The sequence below is a fragment of the Streptomyces sp. YPW6 genome, from assembly GCF_018866325.1.
In the GTDB taxonomy this organism is placed as follows: domain Bacteria; phylum Actinomycetota; class Actinomycetes; order Streptomycetales; family Streptomycetaceae; genus Streptomyces.
Genome location: NZ_CP076457.1, coordinates 7,505,857 through 7,523,744, shown reverse-complemented (window position 1 = coordinate 7,523,744; position 17,888 = coordinate 7,505,857). Strand labels below are relative to the sequence as shown.

15 protein-coding genes and 1 pseudogene are annotated in these 17,888 nt (G+C 72.6%); 7 read left to right on the top strand and 9 right to left on the bottom strand.

What is annotated here, in order from left to right; translation table 11 throughout:
* Positions 1-510 carry a DUF6328 family protein gene (locus KME66_RS32920; protein ID WP_216328782.1) on the bottom strand — a complete coding sequence of 170 codons (510 nt, stop codon included), beginning with the start codon at positions 508-510 and terminating at the stop codon, positions 1-3.
* Between the two features lie 208 nt (positions 511-718).
* Between KME66_RS32920 and KME66_RS32915 the strand changes: the two genes are divergently transcribed.
* Positions 719-1,099: a VOC family protein gene (locus KME66_RS32915; RefSeq protein WP_216328780.1), complete on the top strand. Its 381-nt coding sequence runs from the start codon at positions 719-721 to the stop codon at positions 1,097-1,099.
* 89 nt (positions 1,100-1,188) lie between these two features.
* Here KME66_RS32915 and KME66_RS32910 read toward each other — a convergent pair whose 3' ends face one another.
* Together KME66_RS32910 and KME66_RS32905 are read right to left on the bottom strand one after the other, a co-directional pair.
* Positions 1,189-1,689: a GNAT family N-acetyltransferase gene (locus KME66_RS32910; protein ID WP_073223987.1), complete on the bottom strand. Its 501-nt coding sequence runs from the start codon at positions 1,687-1,689 to the stop codon at positions 1,189-1,191.
* 37 nt (positions 1,690-1,726) lie between these two features.
* Complete coding sequence (locus tag KME66_RS32905; RefSeq protein ID WP_216328778.1) at positions 1,727-2,131, bottom strand: DUF1992 domain-containing protein; 405 nt, start codon at positions 2,129-2,131, stop codon at positions 1,727-1,729.
* A 217-nt stretch (positions 2,132-2,348) separates the two neighbouring features.
* Between KME66_RS32905 and KME66_RS32900 the strand changes: the two genes are divergently transcribed.
* Both KME66_RS32900 and KME66_RS32895 read left to right on the top strand, forming a co-directional pair.
* The gene (locus KME66_RS32900; protein WP_216328776.1) at positions 2,349-2,930 is read left to right on the top strand and encodes a hypothetical protein; all 582 of its coding nucleotides are present in this window, start codon (positions 2,349-2,351) and stop codon (positions 2,928-2,930) included.
* Positions 2,927-3,610, top strand: a complete 684-nt coding sequence (locus tag KME66_RS32895; RefSeq protein ID WP_216328774.1) for a hypothetical protein — start codon at positions 2,927-2,929, stop codon at positions 3,608-3,610. Before KME66_RS32900 ends, KME66_RS32895 begins: the two co-directional genes overlap by 4 nt.
* A 96-nt stretch (positions 3,611-3,706) precedes the next feature.
* Here KME66_RS32895 and KME66_RS32890 read toward each other — a convergent pair whose 3' ends face one another.
* Both KME66_RS32890 and KME66_RS32885 read right to left on the bottom strand, forming a co-directional pair.
* Positions 3,707-4,504, bottom strand: coding sequence for a tyrosine-protein phosphatase (locus tag KME66_RS32890; protein WP_073223991.1), 798 nt, complete (start codon positions 4,502-4,504; stop codon positions 3,707-3,709).
* An 85-nt stretch (positions 4,505-4,589) separates the two neighbouring features.
* Complete coding sequence (locus tag KME66_RS32885) at positions 4,590-5,108, bottom strand: SHOCT domain-containing protein (RefSeq protein WP_216328772.1); 519 nt, start codon at positions 5,106-5,108, stop codon at positions 4,590-4,592.
* Positions 5,109-5,378: 270 nt separating this feature from the next.
* On the opposite strand from KME66_RS32885, the pseudogene KME66_RS32880 reads away from it, so the two are divergent.
* The 3 genes and pseudogenes from KME66_RS32880 to meaB all read left to right on the top strand — a co-directional run bounded on the left by KME66_RS32880 (position 5,379) and on the right by meaB (position 10,533).
* A pseudogene (locus KME66_RS32880) lies at positions 5,379-7,240 on the top strand (methylmalonyl-CoA mutase family protein).
* The gene (gene scpA / locus KME66_RS32875) at positions 7,240-9,480 is read left to right on the top strand and encodes a methylmalonyl-CoA mutase (protein ID WP_216328770.1); all 2,241 of its coding nucleotides are present in this window, start codon (positions 7,240-7,242) and stop codon (positions 9,478-9,480) included. The pseudogene KME66_RS32880 and the gene scpA overlap by 1 nt, the downstream one beginning before the upstream one ends.
* A 12-nt stretch (positions 9,481-9,492) precedes the next feature.
* On the top strand, positions 9,493-10,533 hold the full coding sequence (meaB, locus tag KME66_RS32870; RefSeq protein WP_216328768.1) for a methylmalonyl Co-A mutase-associated GTPase MeaB: 1,041 nt from the start codon (positions 9,493-9,495) through the stop codon (positions 10,531-10,533).
* A gap of 239 nt (positions 10,534-10,772) precedes the next feature.
* Here meaB and pgm read toward each other — a convergent pair whose 3' ends face one another.
* The 3 genes from pgm to KME66_RS32855 all read right to left on the bottom strand — a co-directional run bounded on the left by pgm (position 10,773) and on the right by KME66_RS32855 (position 14,568).
* The gene (pgm, locus tag KME66_RS32865; protein WP_216328766.1) at positions 10,773-12,416 is read right to left on the bottom strand and encodes a phosphoglucomutase (alpha-D-glucose-1,6-bisphosphate-dependent); all 1,644 of its coding nucleotides are present in this window, start codon (positions 12,414-12,416) and stop codon (positions 10,773-10,775) included.
* Between the two features lie 330 nt (positions 12,417-12,746).
* Positions 12,747-13,814 (bottom strand): chitinase, encoded by a 1,068-nt coding sequence (locus KME66_RS32860; protein WP_073224009.1) that lies wholly within the window; start codon positions 13,812-13,814, stop codon positions 12,747-12,749.
* A 310-nt stretch (positions 13,815-14,124) separates the two neighbouring features.
* On the bottom strand, positions 14,125-14,568 hold the full coding sequence (locus KME66_RS32855; RefSeq protein ID WP_073224171.1) for a hypothetical protein: 444 nt from the start codon (positions 14,566-14,568) through the stop codon (positions 14,125-14,127).
* Between the two features lie 263 nt (positions 14,569-14,831).
* Here KME66_RS32855 and KME66_RS32850 point away from each other — a divergent pair, with 263 nt between their 5' ends.
* Entirely contained in the window at positions 14,832-15,782 is a 951-nt protein-coding gene (locus KME66_RS32850) for a DUF3048 domain-containing protein (RefSeq protein ID WP_216328764.1), read from the top strand.
* 66 nt (positions 15,783-15,848) lie between these two features.
* Here KME66_RS32850 and KME66_RS32845 read toward each other — a convergent pair whose 3' ends face one another.
* Positions 15,849-17,582: a discoidin domain-containing protein gene (locus tag KME66_RS32845; protein WP_216328762.1), complete on the bottom strand. Its 1,734-nt coding sequence runs from the start codon at positions 17,580-17,582 to the stop codon at positions 15,849-15,851.
* Positions 17,583-17,888: the final 306 nt, after the last annotated feature.

Sequence of the window (17,888 nt, the reverse complement as noted above, 5' to 3'; positions counted from 1 at the left end):
CTACGCGGTGTCCGGGTCGTTCTCGCGGGGCCCGGAGCGCCCCTTGGCGATGGCCCACAGCGGGAAGACGAACCAGCAGGCCAGGAACCACAAGGCCATCCCGCCGACCAGCCACAGGGCCGTCGCGTCGTGCAGGGCCACCCGCAGGATCAGCAGCAGCGCCGAGCACATCGTGCAGAAGAGGAGCACGAGGCCGAGGACGGTCATCCGCGAGGCCCAGATCACCGTCTCGGGCTTCATCCGGCGGCCGGTGAGCAGCCGGTGGTACGAGACGGGGCCGATGAGCGTGGCGGCGGTCGCGGAGCCCAGCATCACGGTCACCACGTAGATGTCGCGGTCGACGTCCCCCAGGTCCTCGAACCGTGACTGGAAGACCACCGCGAGCAGGAAGCCGAACAGGATCTGTACCCCGGTCTGCGCGACGCGCAGTTCCTGGAGGAGTTCGGACCACTGCCGGTCCGCCCGCTCCTCCTGGGTCTCCTCCCGGCCTGTGCCGGTGGTCTGCGACATCGGTGCTCTCCTCGTCTCGACGCGACCTGAGGCGCGCATCCACCTGTGCGACGCGGGCTACAGGTGCCCCGCCGGCGCGGGCCCAACCCCTGCCCGGTCGACCTTGCCGTGCGACGCGTCTAAGATCGCCGCAGGGCATCGCGCGTCGGTCACCGGCCGGGTGAGGCGTGGAGGTGGCCCGTGAGATGCCCGTTGGAGGCATTCCACCGTGTCAGTCGAGTTGAACCACACCATCGTCCATTGCCGGGACAACCGCGAGTCCGCCGAATTCTTCGCGGATCTGCTGGATCTGACGGTCGGCGAGGAGTGGGGACCGTTCCTTCCCGTCGTCCTCGCGAACAGCGTCACGCTGGACTTCGCGACGGTTCCCGCCGCCTCGATCACCCCGCAGCACTACGCCTTCCTCGTTTCGGAGGCGGAGTTCGACTCCGCGTTCGCGAAGATCCGGGAGCGGGGAATCGAGTTCTACGCCGATCCCCAGCGGAAGCACCCCGGCGAGATCAACCGCAATGACGGCGGGCGGGGGGTGTACTTCCCCGATCCCGGCGGTCATTGGCTGGAGCTGATCACGCGCCCCTACGGCGGCTGACCAGCACGGACGGACATCACGTCAGGTGCCGGGGCCCGGCCGCACCCTGCGGCCGGGCCCCGGCCGTCGTTCCCGGTACGACGCGCGCCTCAGGGGCTGTCGACGGGGAGCAGGAGTTCGGGGCGGTCCCACATCACCGCCGGCGGGCGCGCCCGGACCGTGCCGACGGGTTCGGCGCCGATGCTCCGGTAGAAACCCTCGGCGGGCGGGTGGGAGACGATCCGGACGCCCGTGAGTCCGGCGCCGCGGGCCTCCTCGCGCAGATGTGCGGCGAGCAGTCGGCCGATGCCGAGCCCCTGGGCGGCGTCGGCGACGAACATCAGGTCCAGTTCGGGCGGGTCCAGGAGCAGCGCGTAGAAGCCGAGCACCTGGCCCGTGGCCCCGTCCGCGGCGACGAAGACCCGGTGCGCCTCGATGTAGTCCGGTCCGACCCGGTAGCCCGCGACCATCGGGGCGTACGGGCCCTCGTAGGCGCGTGACGTGCGGACCAGCCGGGTCAGCCGGGCGGCGTCGCGTGCCACGGCCCGGCGGATCACCGCTTCGGTACGCCGCGGGGCACGCCCCCGGCGTCCTGTGCTGCCTGGTTCCATAGACCGATTGTCCCGCACCGCCGCGGGCCGGCGGCTCTCAGGCGGGGCGCCGCTCCTCGCGCCAGTGGCGGACGGCCGCCTCGATGTCGAAGGGCTTCAGCTGCAGCGGCGGGCCCTCGGGGGGCATCCGGACGGCCTGCTCGATCTTCTCGTTCACCTCGGTCAGGATGCGCCGCACCTCGGCCTCGGTCCGGGCGGCGGCCACCGCGCCGGGGACGTCCTCCACCTCTTTGCGCAGGGCCAGGGCGGGCGGCAGCATCGACACGCCCTCCCGCTGCATCTTCTGCTTGATCCACCAGGCCTCGTCGTACGGGCGTTCCAGGCCGGCGATCGGTTTGCCGAAGCCGGGGAGCCGGGAGAAGTCGCCACGCTCCTGCGCCTCGTGGATCTGCCGGTCGACCCAGGACTCGAAACTGACTCCCGGTGGTTTGCGCTCCGTCATCGCATGTCCCTCCGACTCGCCGCCGATCCGACACGTTCACCCTACACAGGGCGCCGCGCGAAGCCTTCGGGCACGGGGCTGCCTTGAACAGCCATCCGGGGGTACACGGACTCCAGCACGCCGTCCGGCGATTGCCGCCGGGCCCGGACCGAGAGGGGTTGACCACTGTGGGACAGCAGAGCTGCGTACCGGCCGATGAACGGTGGGGGCGGTAGCCGTGACGACAGCGATCATCATCATCGCCGTGGTCGCCGTGGCGGCCATCGCCGCGTTCGTCCTGCTCCGTGGCCGCGTCGCCACCGGCGGCCGGGACCTGCGCAGCCGCTTCGGACCGGAGTACGACCGGGTGGTCGCCCGGCACGGCGGCGACCGGGAGGCGGCCGAACGCGAGCTCGACGACCGGGTGAAGCGGCACGGCGCCATCGAGCAGCGCCCGCTGACCGAGGAGGCCCGCGCGCGGTACGCCGCACGCTGGGCGAGCGCCCAGGAGCTGTTCGTCGAATCGCCCGAGCGCTCCCTCGACGAGGCCGACGCGCTGCTGGCCGATCTGTCGCGCGAGCGCGGCTTCCCGGACGGGGACGACTTCGAGGACCGTACGGACGCGCTCTCCGTCCACCACGCCGCGCACGTCGACGGATACCGCCGGGTGCACACCGCCCGGAGCGAGGACAGGAGCACCGAGGAGAGGCGGGAGGCGCTGATCGAGGGGCGCAAGCTCTTCGACGCCCTTCTCGCGGACGGCGGGGCGGGACGCGAACACGGCCATCGGCATCTGGTGAAGGGACGGGGTACATCATGACGCGCACACCGAACGAGGAAACGGGCACGGCCGCGGGCACCGGCCTCCCGAAGGGCGCCGGTCCCATCGACACGGGTACGCCCGTGCGGCGCCCGGGCACGCCCGCCCCGGAGACGAGGACGGTCACGGGCAAGGAGGCGGATCCGGTCCGGCCGCCCGCGCAGGCTCCGGGCACCGGCGGGCGCCCCGAGGAGGCTCCGGGGGACTTCGCCGGCGACCCCGCGCAGGCCCCGCACACCACCGCCGCGAGGCCCGCGGAGGCCCCGGGCGCCGCACCGGGTCCCACAGCCCCGGACCCGGCCCTCGACGCGCCCGAGGATCCTCGCGCCACGCACGGGCTTGCGGCCCCGGAGCACGGCTCCGCGGGTGCGGAGCGGTCCTCCGGGGACACCCCGGGTCTCGGCAAGCCGCTGTTCGCCCCCGCCGAACAGGACGCTTTCGCCGCCCGGATCCAGCAGGCGGTGACCGGATTCGTGGAGGATCCGCACCGGGCGGTACGGGACGCCGACGCCACGTTCGAGGAGGTCGTCGCGGACCTCGGCGCCGCCCTGGCGGAACGCGGACGGCGGCTGCGGTCGGGGAAGGACGCGGACGGCGCGGACTCCGGCCCGGACACCGAGGACCTGCGGATCGCCCTGCAGCACTACCGCGATCTGACGGAACGCCTCGTACGCCTGTGACCGGACCTCGTGGGACCGGGTGAGGGGGCCGGTGCGGCCGAAGGCTCTTCGGCCGCACCGGCCCCCTCACGCGTGGCGACGGCCTGGTCGTCCGCTTCAGCCGCGGACGACCAGGCCGTCGCGCAACCGCTCCACGACGGCGTCGGGCACGCGCAGTCCGTTGCGGACATAGCCGTCGAGGCCGCCCCACCGCTCGTCCATGGCGTCGAGCGCCATGTCGAGGTAGCGGGGGCGGACCTCGATGATCGCCGCGGCGACCGCGGGGTCGCCGCCCCCGTCGAGGAACTTGGCCACCTGCGGGGCGAAAGCGGCCCGGACGGCGGGGTTGACCGCGAGGAAGTCACAGCGCACGGTCGCGCGGGGCGCTCCGAGGATCATCAGCAGGACGGCCGCCGCCCAGCCGGTTCGGTCCTTGCCCGCCGTGCAGTGGAAGAGCACCGGCCGGGCGGAGGCGTCGGCCGCCGTCTCCAGGAAGGCCCGGTAGGCGGCTGCGGCGCCGGGCGAGAGGACCATCTTGCGGTAGGTCTCGGCGAAGAGTTCCTCGGCCCGGCCTCCCCCGAGTGTCCGCTCGGCCTCGCCCGGATCGGCGAGCAGGGAGCGGAGCCGGGCGGGAGCCACGCCCGGGTGGTCCCCCAGTACGTCGGCGACGAAAAGCCTGGCCCGGTCCGGCAGCCGGTCCGGGGACCACTGGCGCTCGTCCGCGGTGCGCAGGTCCACGACGGTGCGGATGCCGAGCGCGGCCACCGCGCGGTCGCGCGCGGGATCGAGTTCGCTCAGCTGCCCCGAGCGGAACAGGACCCCCTGCCGTACCCGGCGGTCACGCCCGAGGGCGATGCCTCCCAGGTCGCGCAGATTGACGACGGTGGCGGCCGGAACGGTCCGGGCGGTCTGCACGATGAACTGCCTCTTTCCCTGATGGGTTCCGGGAATGCCCCGTACCGGGATCGACGCCGCGTCACCGGGAGCGGCGTCGTGTGCGTCAGTCCGACAGGAGCCTGGTCTTCTGCTCCGCGAACTCGGCGTCGGTGAGGATGTCGCGCTTCCACAGTTCGCCGAGCCGCTCCAGCCGGTCGATGATGTCGTCGCCCGCGGCCTCGGCCGCCCCGGAACCGTCGGCGCCGAGGCGCTCGTGCGCGACGAACGTGCCGCCCGCCTCACGCGCCGTACGGGCGAGCTCCGTGGTCCACAGGTCCTCCCGGACGACGACGGCGACGACATCGCCCGCCGGCAGGCCCCGGTCGAGCCGGTCGATGTCCCGTGCGCTCAGCACCGCGGCCGCCCCGCCCTCCGCCGTATCGGCGGGGACCACTCCCCCGGGGTCCAGCTCCCGCAGGTCCACGGGGACCGGGGGGCCGCCTTCGGTACGCCGGACGAAGGCCAGGTCACCGGTGCGTACGGCACCGGACGACACGGCGGCGGCCAGGGCGGGGGCGACCGCCCCGGTGAAGCGACTGCCGGGGAAGGCGATGACGAGGTGTTCCACAGGTCCGACGGCCACGGTCGCGTCCTCTCCGTGTCCCGGCGGCCGCGGGGGCACCGGGGTGGATACGGCATTCCAGGGATGACAGAAGAAAGCAGGAAACTTCGCACATAATATGCATCAGTGTCCGTATTCATACCGATATCAGTGATCGCCGTGTTGCCCCGGGCACCCGGTCGCCGGGCCGATTACGCGACCGTATGTAAAGGATCAAGTGCATCCCCGCGAGGGCAAGGTCACAGCACGTGCCCCTGCTGCTCATTCCACGCACTGGCCTAGCATCTGAGCATGACGGTCCAGCCTGCTGACGGGCTCTCTCCGGCCGCCGCGTTCCCCGACCCTTCCCACGACCAGTGGCAGAGCCTCGTCGAAGGCGTACTGCGCAAGTCGGGCAAGGAAGTCTCGGGCCCGGCCGCCGAGGAAGCCCTGTCCACCACACTGGAGGACGGGCTCATCACCCGCCCCCTCTACACCGCGAGCGACGAGTCGCCGGACACCGGCTTCCCCGGCTTCGCCCCCTTCACCCGGGGCAGCAGGGCCGAGGGGAACGCGGCGGGCGGCTGGGACGTGCGCCAGCGCCACGCCCTGACCGACCCCGCCCGGCTCAACGAGGCGCTGCTCGGCGACCTGGAGAACGGGGTCACCTCGCTCTGGCTCACGGTGGGCGGCCCGGCGGGCGTCCCCGTCGACGGGCTCGCACGGGCGCTGGAGGGTGTGTACCTCGATCTCGCGCCCGTCGCCCTCGACGCCCCGTCCGGCCTGGACGCCGCCGCGACGGAGCTGCTGCGCCTGTACGCGGAGCGCGGCGTCGCCCGGGCGCGGCGCGCGGCACGCTGGGCGCCGACCCGCTCGGCCACGAGGCGCGGACGGGCGTCGAGGCGGACCTCGCCCCCGCCGTGCGCTGGGCCCGGCGGTGCGACGCCGACTACCCGGGGCTGCGGGCGATCGTCGTGGACGGTCTGCCGTACCACGAGGCGGGCGGTTCGGCCGGCGAGGAGCTGGGGCTCTCCCTGGCCACCGGTGTCGCCTACCTGCGGGCCCTGACCACTGCCGGAATGAGCGTGGAGGCGGCCTGCGGGCAGCTGGAGTTCCGTTACGCGGCCACCGCCGACCAGTTCCTGACCATCGCCAAGCTGCGCGCAGCGCGCAGGCTGTGGGCGCGGGTCGCCGAGGCGTCCGGCGCTCCCGCCGCCGGGGCGCAGCGGCAGCACGCCGTCACCTCGCCGGTGATGATGACGCGCCGCGACCCGTGGGTGAACATGCTGCGCACCACGCTCGCCACGCTGGGCGCGGGCGTGGGCGGCGCGGACTCCGTGACCGTGCTGCCGTTCGATCACGCACTGGGCCTGCCCGACGCGTTCGCGCGGCGGATCGCCCGCAACACCTCGACGATCCTGATGGAGGAGTCGCATCTGGCGCGGGTCATCGACCCGGCGGGCGGCTCCTGGTACGTGGAGCGGCTGACCGAGGACCTCGCGGCGGCCGCCTGGGCGTTCTTCCAGGAGACCGAGCGGGCGGGCGGTCTGCCCGCGGCCCTGCGTTCGGGGCAGGTCGCCCAGCGGCTCGCCGCCACCTGGGCGGCGCGGAGCGCGAAGCTGGCGCGCCGCAAGGAGCCGATCACCGGGGTCAGCGAGTTCCCGATGCCCGGCGAGCGTCCGGTGGAGCGCGAGCCCGCGCCCGACAGCTACGCCGGCGCCCCGGGCGGTCTGCCCCGGGTCCGCCGTGACGAGGCGTTCGAGGCGCTGCGTGCCCGGTCGGACGCCCACCTCGCGGCGACCGGAAGCCGGCCGAAGGTGTTCGTCGCGGCGCTGGGCCCGGCCGCCGCGCACACCGCACGGGCCTCCTTCGCCGTCAACCTCTTCGGGGCGGGCGGGATCGAGGCGGTGCACGACCCGGTGTCGGTCGACGCCGACACGGTCGCCGGAGCGCTGACGGCCTCCGGGGCACCGGTCGCCGTGCTGTGCTCCTCGGACGCGCTCTACGCCGAGCAGGCGGACGCGGTGGCCGGTGCGCTGAAGTCGGCGGGCGCCGCGCGGGTGTTCCTCGCGGGGCGCCCCGGGGACTACGCCGACGTGGACGATCATGTCTTCGCGGGCTGCGACGCGGTCGCCGTTCTCACCTCCGTTCTCGACCGCATGGGAGTGGCGTGATGCCGACCTCGCCCACGGACCGCACGTCCTCCGTACCCGACTTCTCCGACGTACCGCTCACGGCCCCCGCGTCCGCCGGCTCCGCCGCTTCGGCCGCTTCCGCCGGTGAGTGGCAGGCGGCCGTGGCGAAGGCCGCCGACGGCGCGGAGGCTCCGGCCTGGGAGACGCCCGAGGGGATCACGGTCAAGCCGCTCTACACCGGTGAGGACCTGGAGGGCCTGGACGCGCTGCACAGCTACCCGGGCATCGCCCCGTATCTGCGCGGCCCCTACCCGACGATGTACGTCAACCAGCCCTGGACGATCCGTCAGTACGCCGGGTTCTCCACGGCCGAGGAGTCGAACGCCTTCTACCGGCGCAACCTCGCGGCCGGCCAGAAGGGCCTCTCGGTCGCCTTCGACCTGCCGACCCACCGCGGGTACGACAGCGACCACCCCCGGGTGACGGGGGACGTCGGCATGGCCGGGGTGGCGATCGACTCCATCTACGACATGCGCCAGTTGTTCGACGGTATTCCGCTGGACCGGATGTCGGTGTCGATGACGATGAACGGCGCTGTGCTTCCCGTGCTGGCGCTCTACATCGTGGCCGCCGAGGAACAGGGCGTACCGCCCGAGAAGTTGGCGGGGACCATCCAGAACGACATTCTCAAGGAGTTCATGGTCCGCAACACCTACATCTATCCGCCGTCGCCCTCGATGCGGATCATCTCCGACATCTTCGCGTTCACCTCGCAGAAGATGCCGCGCTACAACTCCATCTCGATCTCGGGCTATCACATCCAGGAGGCCGGGGCGACGGCAGACCTGGAGCTGGCGTACACGCTCGCCGACGGCGTGGAGTACCTGCGCGCCGGACAGGAAGCGGGCCTGGACGTCGACGCGTTCGCGCCGCGCCTGTCGTTCTTCTGGGCGATCGGGATGAACTTCTTCATGGAGGTCGCCAAGTTGCGGGCGGCCCGGCTCCTGTGGGCCCGCCTGGTGAAGCAGTTCGACCCGAAGAACCCCAAGTCACTCTCGCTGCGCACCCATTCGCAGACCTCGGGGTGGTCGCTGACCGCGCAGGACGTGTTCAACAACGTGACGCGTACGTGCGTGGAGGCGATGGCCGCGACCCAGGGCCACACCCAGTCGCTGCACACCAACGCTCTCGACGAGGCCCTGGCGCTGCCCACCGACTTCTCGGCGCGGATCGCCCGCAACACGCAGCTGCTGCTCCAGCAGGAGTCCGGCACCTGCCGCGTCATCGACCCGTGGGGCGGCAGCGCGTACGTGGAGAAGCTGACGCGCGACCTCGCGGAGCGGGCCTGGCAGCACATCGAGGAGGTCGAGGCGGCCGGCGGCATGGCGAAGGCCATCGACGCGGGCATTCCCAAGCTCCGGGTGGAGGAGGCGGCCGCGCGGACACAGGCGCGGATCGACTCCGGGCGGCAGCCGGTGATCGGCGTGAACAAGTACCGGGTGGAGACCGACGAGCAGATCGACGTGCTCAAGGTCGACAACTCCTCGGTGCGCACGCAGCAGATCGAGAAGCTGCGCCGGCTGCGCGAGGAGCGCGACGAGGCGGCGTGCCAGGCGGCGCTGCGGGCGCTGACGGCCGCGGCCGGGCGCGACCCGGGTCCGGGCCTGGAGGGCAATCTGCTGGCGCTGGCGGTCGACGCGGCGCGCGCGATGGCCACGGTCGGGGAGATCTCGGACGCGCTGGAGAAGGTGTACGGCAGGCACGCGGGTCAGATCCGTACGATCTCCGGTGTGTACCGCAAAGAGGCAGGAGAGTCCCCTTCCGTGGACCGCACCCGCGCGCTGGTCGACGCGTTCGAGGAGGCGGAGGGGCGCCGGCCGCGCATCCTGGTCGCCAAGATGGGCCAGGACGGCCATGACCGGGGCCAGAAGGTGATCGCCACGGCCTTCGCCGACCTGGGCTTCGACGTGGACGTCGGCCCGCTGTTCCAGACGCCGGGCGAGGTGGCGCGGCAGGCGGTGGAGGCGGACGTGCACATCGTGGGCGTCTCCTCGCTGGCGGCGGGACACCTGACGCTGGTGCCCGCGCTGCGCGAGGAGCTGGCCGCCGAGGGCCGCGAGGACATCATGATCGTGGTGGGCGGCGTCATTCCGCCGCAGGACATCGAGGCCCTGCACGAGGCGGGCGCCGCCTCGGTCTTCCCGCCGGGGACGGTGATCCCGGACGCGGCCCACGACCTGGTCACACGGCTGGGCGCCGCGCTCGGCCACGAGCTGTGAGCCGCTGACCGGATGGCTGCGAAGATCGACATCGACGCGTATGTGCGCGGAGTGCTCGACGGGAAGCGGGCGTTCGTGGCGCGCGCGATCACCCTCGTCGAGTCGACGCGGGCCGAACACCGCGTGCTGGCACAGCAGTTGCTGAGCCGGTTGCTGCCGCACGCGGGGACGGCCCGGCGGATCGGGATCAGCGGGGTGCCGGGCGTGGGCAAGTCCACGTTCATCGACGCGCTCGGCACGATGCTCACCGGACTCGGCCATCGGGTGGCGGTGCTCGCGGTCGACCCGTCCTCCAGCCGTACCGGCGGTTCCATCCTGGGCGACAAGACCCGGATGGAGCGCCTCGCGGTGGACCCGGCCGCCTTCGTCCGCCCCTCCCCCACGGCGGGCACGCTGGGCGGGGTGGCCAAGGCGACCCGGGAGTCCATCGTGGTGATGGAGGCGGCGGGTTACGACGTGGTGCTGGTGGAGACGGTGGGTGTCGGGCAGTCGGAGACGGCGGTGGCCAACATGGTCGACACGTTCCTGCTGCTGACCCTGGCCCGTACCGGCGACCAGTTGCAGGGCATCAAGAAGGGTGTCCTGGAGCTGGCGGACGCCATCGCGGTGAACAAGGCGGACGGCCCGCACGAGCGCGACGCCCGCTCGGCGGCACGCGAACTGGCGGGCGCGCTGAGGCTGATGCATCCGGCGGACGCGGCCTGGACTCCCCCGGTGCTCACGTGCAGCGCGCGCGAGTCGACCGGGCTCGACACCCTGTGGGACCGGCTGGAGCAGCACCGCACGGTCCTGGAGTCCACGGGCAGGCTGGCGGCCAAGCGCCGCGACCAGCAGGTGGACTGGACCTGGGCCATGGTCCGGGACGAGCTGCTGGAGAGCCTGTACAGCCATCCGTCGGTGCGGAAGCTCGCTCCGGAACTCGAACAGCGGGTCCGGGAGGGCACGTTGACGGCGACGCTGGCAGCCGAGGAGATTCTCGGCGCGTTCCGGGGCGGCGCGCTTCCCGGGGGCGGGTCGCCGCCGGGCGAAGGCGGTACGGGAACGTCTGCCTGAACACGTCGGCGCGGGGCGCGGACGAGTCCGGCGACGGTGACCGCTTCACGGAGGGGCCCGGTGGACCGGCCTGCGGCAACCGGGCCGGCAGGCCGGTGCGGTGGGCGCCGCCGGGCCAGTCCGGCGCCGGGCCGGTCCGACGCCCGGCCGCCGGGCGGATTCCGCCCGGCGGCGCCGCGGCACCCGACGCGGCGACCGGGGCCGGCAGCCGGACGCCCGCCGGGCCGCGGCGCCCGGACTCAGGCGCCGCCCAGCGCTTCGGACACCAGCGCCCGGGCCTCCTCCTGGACCCGGGCGAGGTGGCCGGGACCCTGGAAGCTCTCCGCGTACACCTTGTAGACGTCCTCGGTGCCCGACGGGCGGGCCGCGAACCAGGCGCTGTCGGTGCAGACCTTGAGGCCGCCGATCGGGGCTCCGTTGCCGGGGGCCTCGGTCAGGACGGCGGTGACGGGCTCCCCGGCCAGGGTGTCGGCCTTGACCTGCTGCGGCGAGAGCCTGGCCAGGACGGCCTTCTCCTCCCGGGTCGCGGGGGCGTCAATACGGGCGTACGCCGGGTCGCCGAAGCGGCCGGTGAGGCGGGCGTAGTGCTCGGAGGGGGTGGAACCGGTGACGGCGGTGATCTCGGAGGCGAGGAGGGCCAGCAGGATGCCGTCCTTGTCCGTCGTCCAGACCCGGCCGTCGCGGCGCAGGAAGGAGGCGCCGGCGGACTCCTCGCCGCCGAAGCCGAGGCTCCCTCCGTAGAGGCCCTCCACGAACCACTTGAAGCCGACGGGGACCTCCACCAGCGTCCGGCCGAGGTCCTGGGCGACCCGGTCGATCATGGACGAGGAGACGAGGGTCTTGCCGATGCCGGTTCCGGCGGCCCAGGCGTCGCGGTGGGTGTAGAGGTAGTCGATGGCGACGGCCAGATAGTGGTTGGGGTTCATCAGCCCGCCGTCGGGGGTGACGATGCCGTGCCGGTCGGCGTCCGCGTCGTTGCCGGTGGCGATGGCGTACCTGTCGCGCTGTTCGATGAGCGAGGCCATGGCGTGCGGGGACGAGCAGTCCATGCGGATTCTGCCGTCCCAGTCGAGCGACATGAACCGCCAGGTGGGATCGGCCAGCGGGTTCACCACCGTGAGGTCGATCCGGTGGCGCTCGGCGATCCGTGCCCAGTAGGCGACGGACGCGCCGCCGAGCGGGTCGGCCCCGATGCGGATGCCCGCGTCCCGTACGGCGTCGAGGTCGAGGACGGAGGGCAGGTCGTCGACGTACGCGGTCAGGAAGTCGTGGCGGTGCGTGGTGTCGGCGGCCAGGGCGCGGGCGTACGGAATCCGGCGGACCTCCCCGAGTCCGGCCTCGATGAGGGCGTTCGCCCGGTCCTGGATCCAGGAGGTGGCGCCGGAGGCGGCCGGGCCCCCGTTCGGCGGGTTGTACTTGAAACCGCCGTCGGCGGGCGGGTTGTGCGACGGGGTGACCACGATGCCGTCGGCCTGATGCCCGGTGCGCCCCTCGTTGTGCGTGAGGATGGCGTGTGAGACGGCCGGTGTCGGGGTGTAGCCGTCCTCGCTGTCGATGAGGACGGTGGCCCCGTTGGCCGCGAGCACCTCCAGGGCGGTCACCCGGGCGGGTTCGGAGAGCGCGTGGGTGTCCGCGCCGAGGAACACGGGCCCGTCGGTGCCCTGGCGGGTGCGGTAGTCGCAGATCGCCTGGGTGGTGGCGGCGATGTGGTCGTCGTTGAACGCGGCGGCGAACGCGGAGCCCCGGTGGCCGGAGGTGCCGAAGGCGACGCGCTGGGCGGCGTCGGCCGGGTCGGGGTGGAGGGCGTAATAGGCCGTCACCAGCCGCGCCACGTCGACCAGGTCTGCGGGCTGTGCCGGGTGACCGGCCCGTTCGTGCGCCATCGGGTCTCCTCGTACGTCTTCGTCATCGGCCGGCCCGCGGGGAGACGGGCCCGTCGCACCGGGAACGATCACCCCGGTCCGTACCCGATTCTGCTCTCTCGACCGCCGCGGTGCGCGACCGGTTCACGCCTTCCTCGTGTCGCCCCCGGCCGGAGCGGTTCCGCGCCCCCGGCCATCGGCGGACCGGGGGCGCGGCATCCGTACGGACACGGGCCCTTCACGGGCGCGGCCCCATGACGGGGACGGGGGCCGTACGGGCGGGGAGACCGCAGGGGCACGGACTCGTACGGGCGGGGAGACCGTGCGGACACGGAGACCGTACGGGCGGGGTCAACGGCGCTGGAGTGCCTTGACGTTGTCGCCGAAGGTCCAGCCCTTCGAGCCGTCCCAGTTCAGCGACCAGGTCATCAGCCCCTTCAGTGAGCCGTTGTAGTGGTTCCAGGACTGCGAGACGAGCGAGGTGGACATGTGACCGCCGCCGGCGCCGGGCTGGGCGGGCAGGCCGGGGACCTGCTTGTCGTAGGGCACCCTGATGGTGGTGCCCTGGATGACGAGCCCCCTGTCGAGGCAGTCGGTCTGGGCGGTGAAGCCCGCGACGGTGCCGGCGGAGTAGGAGTCACCGGAGCAGCCGTACATGCTGCCGTTGTAGTACTGCATGTTCAGCCACCACAGGCGGCCGTTGTCGGCGTACTTCTTGATGACCGGGAGGTACGCGCCCCAGATCGAGCCGTAGACGACGCTGCCGCCGGTGACGTACGCCGTCTCGGGGGCCATGGTGAGACCGAAGTTCGACGGCATGGCGGCGAGCACGCCGTCGATGATGCGGATGAGGTTGGCCTGCGAGGGGGACGGCTGGTTGATGTTTCCGCTGCCGACGAGGCCGGTCTCGATGTCGATGTCGATGCCGTCGAAGTTGTACTTCTTCAGGATCGGGACGATCGTCTCGACGAACCGGTCGGCCACCGTCCTGGAGCTGAGGTCGATTCCGGCCGTCGCTCCGCCGATCGACATGAGGAGGGTCAGGCCGGAGGCCTTGGCCCGGCACATCTCGGCGGGGGTGGCGACCTTGACGGTGTTGTCCATGCCGTCCTCCCAGAGGACGGTGCCGTCGGAGCGGATGACGGGGAAGGCCGCGTTGACGACGTTGTAACCGTGCTGGGTGATGCGGGAGTCGGTGATCGGGATCCAGCCGAGCGGCGGGTGTACGCCGTTGGCCGCGCCGTCCCAGTTCTCCCAGTAGCCCTGGAGCACCTTGCCCGTGGGCTTCGACTTGACCGCACAGGTCTCGGCGGCCGCCCGGGTGTTCTGCGCGGGCTCCGGCGGCGCGGCCGCGGCGAGCATCGGTACGACGAGCGCCGCGGCCAGGCCGAGACCCAGCAGTCGTGTTGTACGCCCCATGATCCGGATGTCCTTCCTGCCCGGGTCAGTCGCCGTCGGTGCGAAGGGTTCGCCCCGACCCGCCCTATGTCGTGACCCCGTCAAAACGTAGAATGGTCCAGACCTTCGGTCAAGAGGTCTGGACCAGGCCGCCGGTCAGGAGCCGTCCGCCCTCATCCTCCGGATCTCCCGGCAGACGGCAGACGGCTCAAGGGATGCGCGGTCGCCCCCGAGTCCTTCGGGCACCCGGGACGGCAGGGGAACGGTGCCCCGGACGCCGGGGCGGGCCCACGACGAGGGCGCGCGGGGCCCTCGCCGCGGATCCGGAGTCTCAGTCGGCGGCCGGCCCCCTCCGGGGCGTGGAGGCCGCGCCGTCGCCGACCCACTGCGCCATGATCACGGGGGCGTTGTAGTGGCCGCCGCTGATCGTGTTGTGGTTGATCGCCACGCCGGGGCCGGCGTCCTGCCGCGGCGCCAGGTCGTCCAGGATGGCCCGAAGCTCCGCCTCGGCCTCGGGATCGTCGCGCAGGGCCCGGCGGATCCTGATCCGCCACTCGGCCGTGACGTCCGCGGCCCCGTCCTCGTCGCCGCTGCGGCGTGCGGCGATCAGCTCCTCGCGGGACTCCTCCAACTCGGCGTCGACCGCCTCGTCGTCCTCGCCCCGGCCCAGGAAGCGGGCCAGCCGCCCGCGCACCTGGGTCCACGCCTCCGTCGCCATCAGCCCCACGAAGGTCGTCGCACCCGATGCCGCCAGTGCCGTCAACTCGGCTTCCACCGAACCCCCCTCTGCCTCGTCCGTCGCCTCGTACGGGCACGAGAGCCCGTCACTGGTGCAACCGTAGAGAGCGAGCGGCACGTCCGGAAGGCGAACCGGAGGCTCGGGGCGCTTCCGGCCGCGCGGCAGCCGTCCGGGCCGGGCACGGCCTCCCGTGCGGTCGCGGGCGCGCCGGACACCCGATGGTGGATGATGGACGAGGGGCAGCGGTACGGCGACGCTCCGCAGACGTGGCCGGCGGCGCCCCGGAAGGGGCGGTCGCCATGTCCGCAACCGGAGTGAAGAACCGGGCCGCCGCGCTGTTCGCCGTGCTCGTGCTGGCCGTGACCGCCGCGTGCACGGGCGGCGGCGGTTCGTCGTCCTCGCCGAGCAGTTCCTCCGCCCGCACGGGAGGGGACCGGGACGTACTCGCGGTGAAGATCGACAATGTGGCGCCCGCACGCCCCCACACCGGGCTGGAGGAGGCCGACGTCGTCTATGTCGAGCAGGTGGAGGCGGGCCTGAGCCGCATCCTCGCCGTGTACTCCTCCGGCCTGCCGCCGGTCATCGGCCCGGTCCGCAGCGCGCGGGAGACCGATCTGGAGCTGCTGCGCCAGTTCGACCGGCCGACGCTCGCCTTCTCGGGGGCCCAGAGCAAGCTGCTGCCGGCCATCGAGCGGGCGCCGATCGACGCCGTACCGCCTTCGAAGGCGCCGCGGGCGTACTTCCGGGACCCGGACCGGCCCGCGCCGCACAACCTGTATCTGCGGCCCGAGCGGATCCCGTTCACGGCCTCCGGGGTGGATGCCGTGGCGGAGCTGGGGCTCCGTTTCGGCGCGCCGCCGCCCGGCGGGGAGCCGGAGGACAGCCGTACGGTCCGCTATCCCTCCGCGTCGGTGACGTTCACCTGGTCCGCCGGGGGCGAGCGATGGCTCGTCTCGCTGGACGGCGCCCCCGCCCGCACGGCCGGGGGCGATCGGATCGGGGCCGGTACGGTCGTCGTCCAGGACGTGGACGTACGGGAGTCGGACTTCCGTGACCGGTCGGGGAACAACAGCCCGTTCACCGAGACCGTGGGGGCGGGGGACGCGGTCGTCCTGCGGGACGGCCGGGCGTACGAGGCGCGGTGGTCCCGGAGCTCCGCCGGTGCGGACACGGTCTTCAGCACCCCCGACGGGCGCCGCGTCGATCTCGCCGAGGGGCCGCTGTGGATCCTGTACGCGCCGCGCGGCTGAAGCCCGCCCGGGCGTTCGCGCGGTGCGGTCCCCGCACCGCGCGAACGCCCGTTACCCGCGGGTTTCCTACTGCCAGACCTTGACGTAGTCGATGCTCATCTTCTGCGGGAAGCGGGTGGTGGCGTCGGGCGGGCCCGGCCAGTCACCGCCGACCGCGTTGTTGAGGATGAGGAAGAAGTCGTGGTCGAACACCCAGGGTCCGCGGGTGCTCTCCAGCTCCTCCCTGTCGACCGTGTGCGTGACGTTGCCGTCGACCCGGAACGTCATGCCCTCGCTGTTCCAGTCCACCGCGAAGGTGTGGAAGTCGTCGGCGAAGTCCGCCCCGCCCGGCAGGGAGTACGGGGCCCCGTATCCGGCCGCACCGTTGTACGCGGGTGCGTGCAGGGTGGAGTACGTGGTGTCCGGCTCCTTGCCGACGTGCTCCATGATGTCGATCTCACCGGTGTAGGGCCACGGGCGCCCCCGGTCGAAGTAGTCCGCGCCCAGCATCCAGAACGCCGGCCAGAGCCCCTGCCTACCGGAGACCTTGATGCGCGCCTCGACCCGGCCGTAGGTGAACTGGAACGTCCCGTAGGTGTTGAGCCGTGCCGAGGTGTACTGGCACGTGGTGCTGCCGCTCAGCGGATCGGGCGGGCAGGCGGAGCCGGGAGTCTCCTCGCGGCGGGCCTCCAGGACGAGGCTGCCGTTCCCGTCCTGCGCGGCGTTCTTGTTGTTCGTGTAGTACTCCAGCTCGTTGTTGGGTCCCGTGCCCGTTTCCGGGACCCACTTGGCCGGGTCGGGCGCCGCGCCGGCGGGGCCGTTGAACTCGTCGCTGAACACCAGCCGGTCGTACGTCGGGTCCGCCGGCAGCGGCGGCGCGGGGATCGGGGCACCGCCGGTGCCCCAGACCTGGAACTCCCAGAGCGAGTAGCCGTATTCACCGCTGCGCCGGGTGGCGTACAGACGCACGTGCCGGCCGGTGCCACTGACGTCCAGCGTCTCCTTGAAACCGGTGCCGGTGGTCGTGGAGTGGATCGTGGTCCAGTCGGTCCCGTTGTCGGAGACCTCGATGCGGTAGGCCCGGGCGTACGCCGGGTCCCACTGGAGGACCACCCGGTGGATCTCCGCCCTCGCGCCGAGGTCCACGGCGATCCAGCCCGGGTCGGTCCAGCCGCCCTCGGGACTGGTGGCCCAGCGGCTGGCGGGGTCGCGGTCGAACGCCTTGTCCGGGGAGCACTCCCAGCAGGTGCCGTCGTGCTGGGAGGTCGAGGCCGTTCCGGTCCTGCCGTAGGAGAGCAGGACGTCGCCGCCGGGGGCGGGGCCGCCGGTGGTGGAGTAGACCTGGAACTCGTGGAGGGAGTAGCCCCAGTCAGTGGCGCGCTCGACGCCGTGCATGCGGATGTAGCGGCCGGTCCCGGAGACCGTGAGGGTCTCGACGCCCCCGGAGCCGGTGGTGGTGGAGTGGACGGTCCGCCAGTCGGTTCCGTTGTCGGAGACCTCCAGACGGTAGCTCCTGGCGTACGCGGCCTCCCAGTCGAGGACGACCTGTCCGACGGAGGTGCTCGTGCCGAGGTCGATACGGATCCACTCGTCGTCGGTGAAGGCGCTGGACCAGCGGGTGGAGAGGTCGCCGTCGACGGCGGACGGGGCCGTGAAGGGGCCTTCCGTGCTGGAGGCGGTGGCCGGCTTTCCCTGGGAGACCGGAGCGGCCGCGGCTGCGGCGCGTTGCGGGGTGACGGCCACCGAGAGGGTGAACAGGAGGGCCACGGCGGCCACGACCGCCAGGGCGCCGCGCAACCGCGGTGTTCCACGGGCTTCCATGCGAACTCCTTGCTCTGTGAGGGGACAAGGCCGAGAGAGCGCTCCCCGCCGGGGAGCGTGGCGGGAGCGGGGTGAACCGTCAAGGGGTGCGGCCGGGTTGATTCCAGATGCCGATGCGAAAGCGTCCGACTTGTCACGCCGATTCCCGGTCAACTGCATCTGGTCTTACAGGAGATGAAACATCCGCCCCATCGGAGGCACCGAAGCGTCAATCCCGTGCACAACTCTTGACGCGACGGAAACACGGGAGAATCATTCCGGCTATCGAGAGAGCGCTCTCTCCCTCTGTAGGGAGCAGGCGCCCGC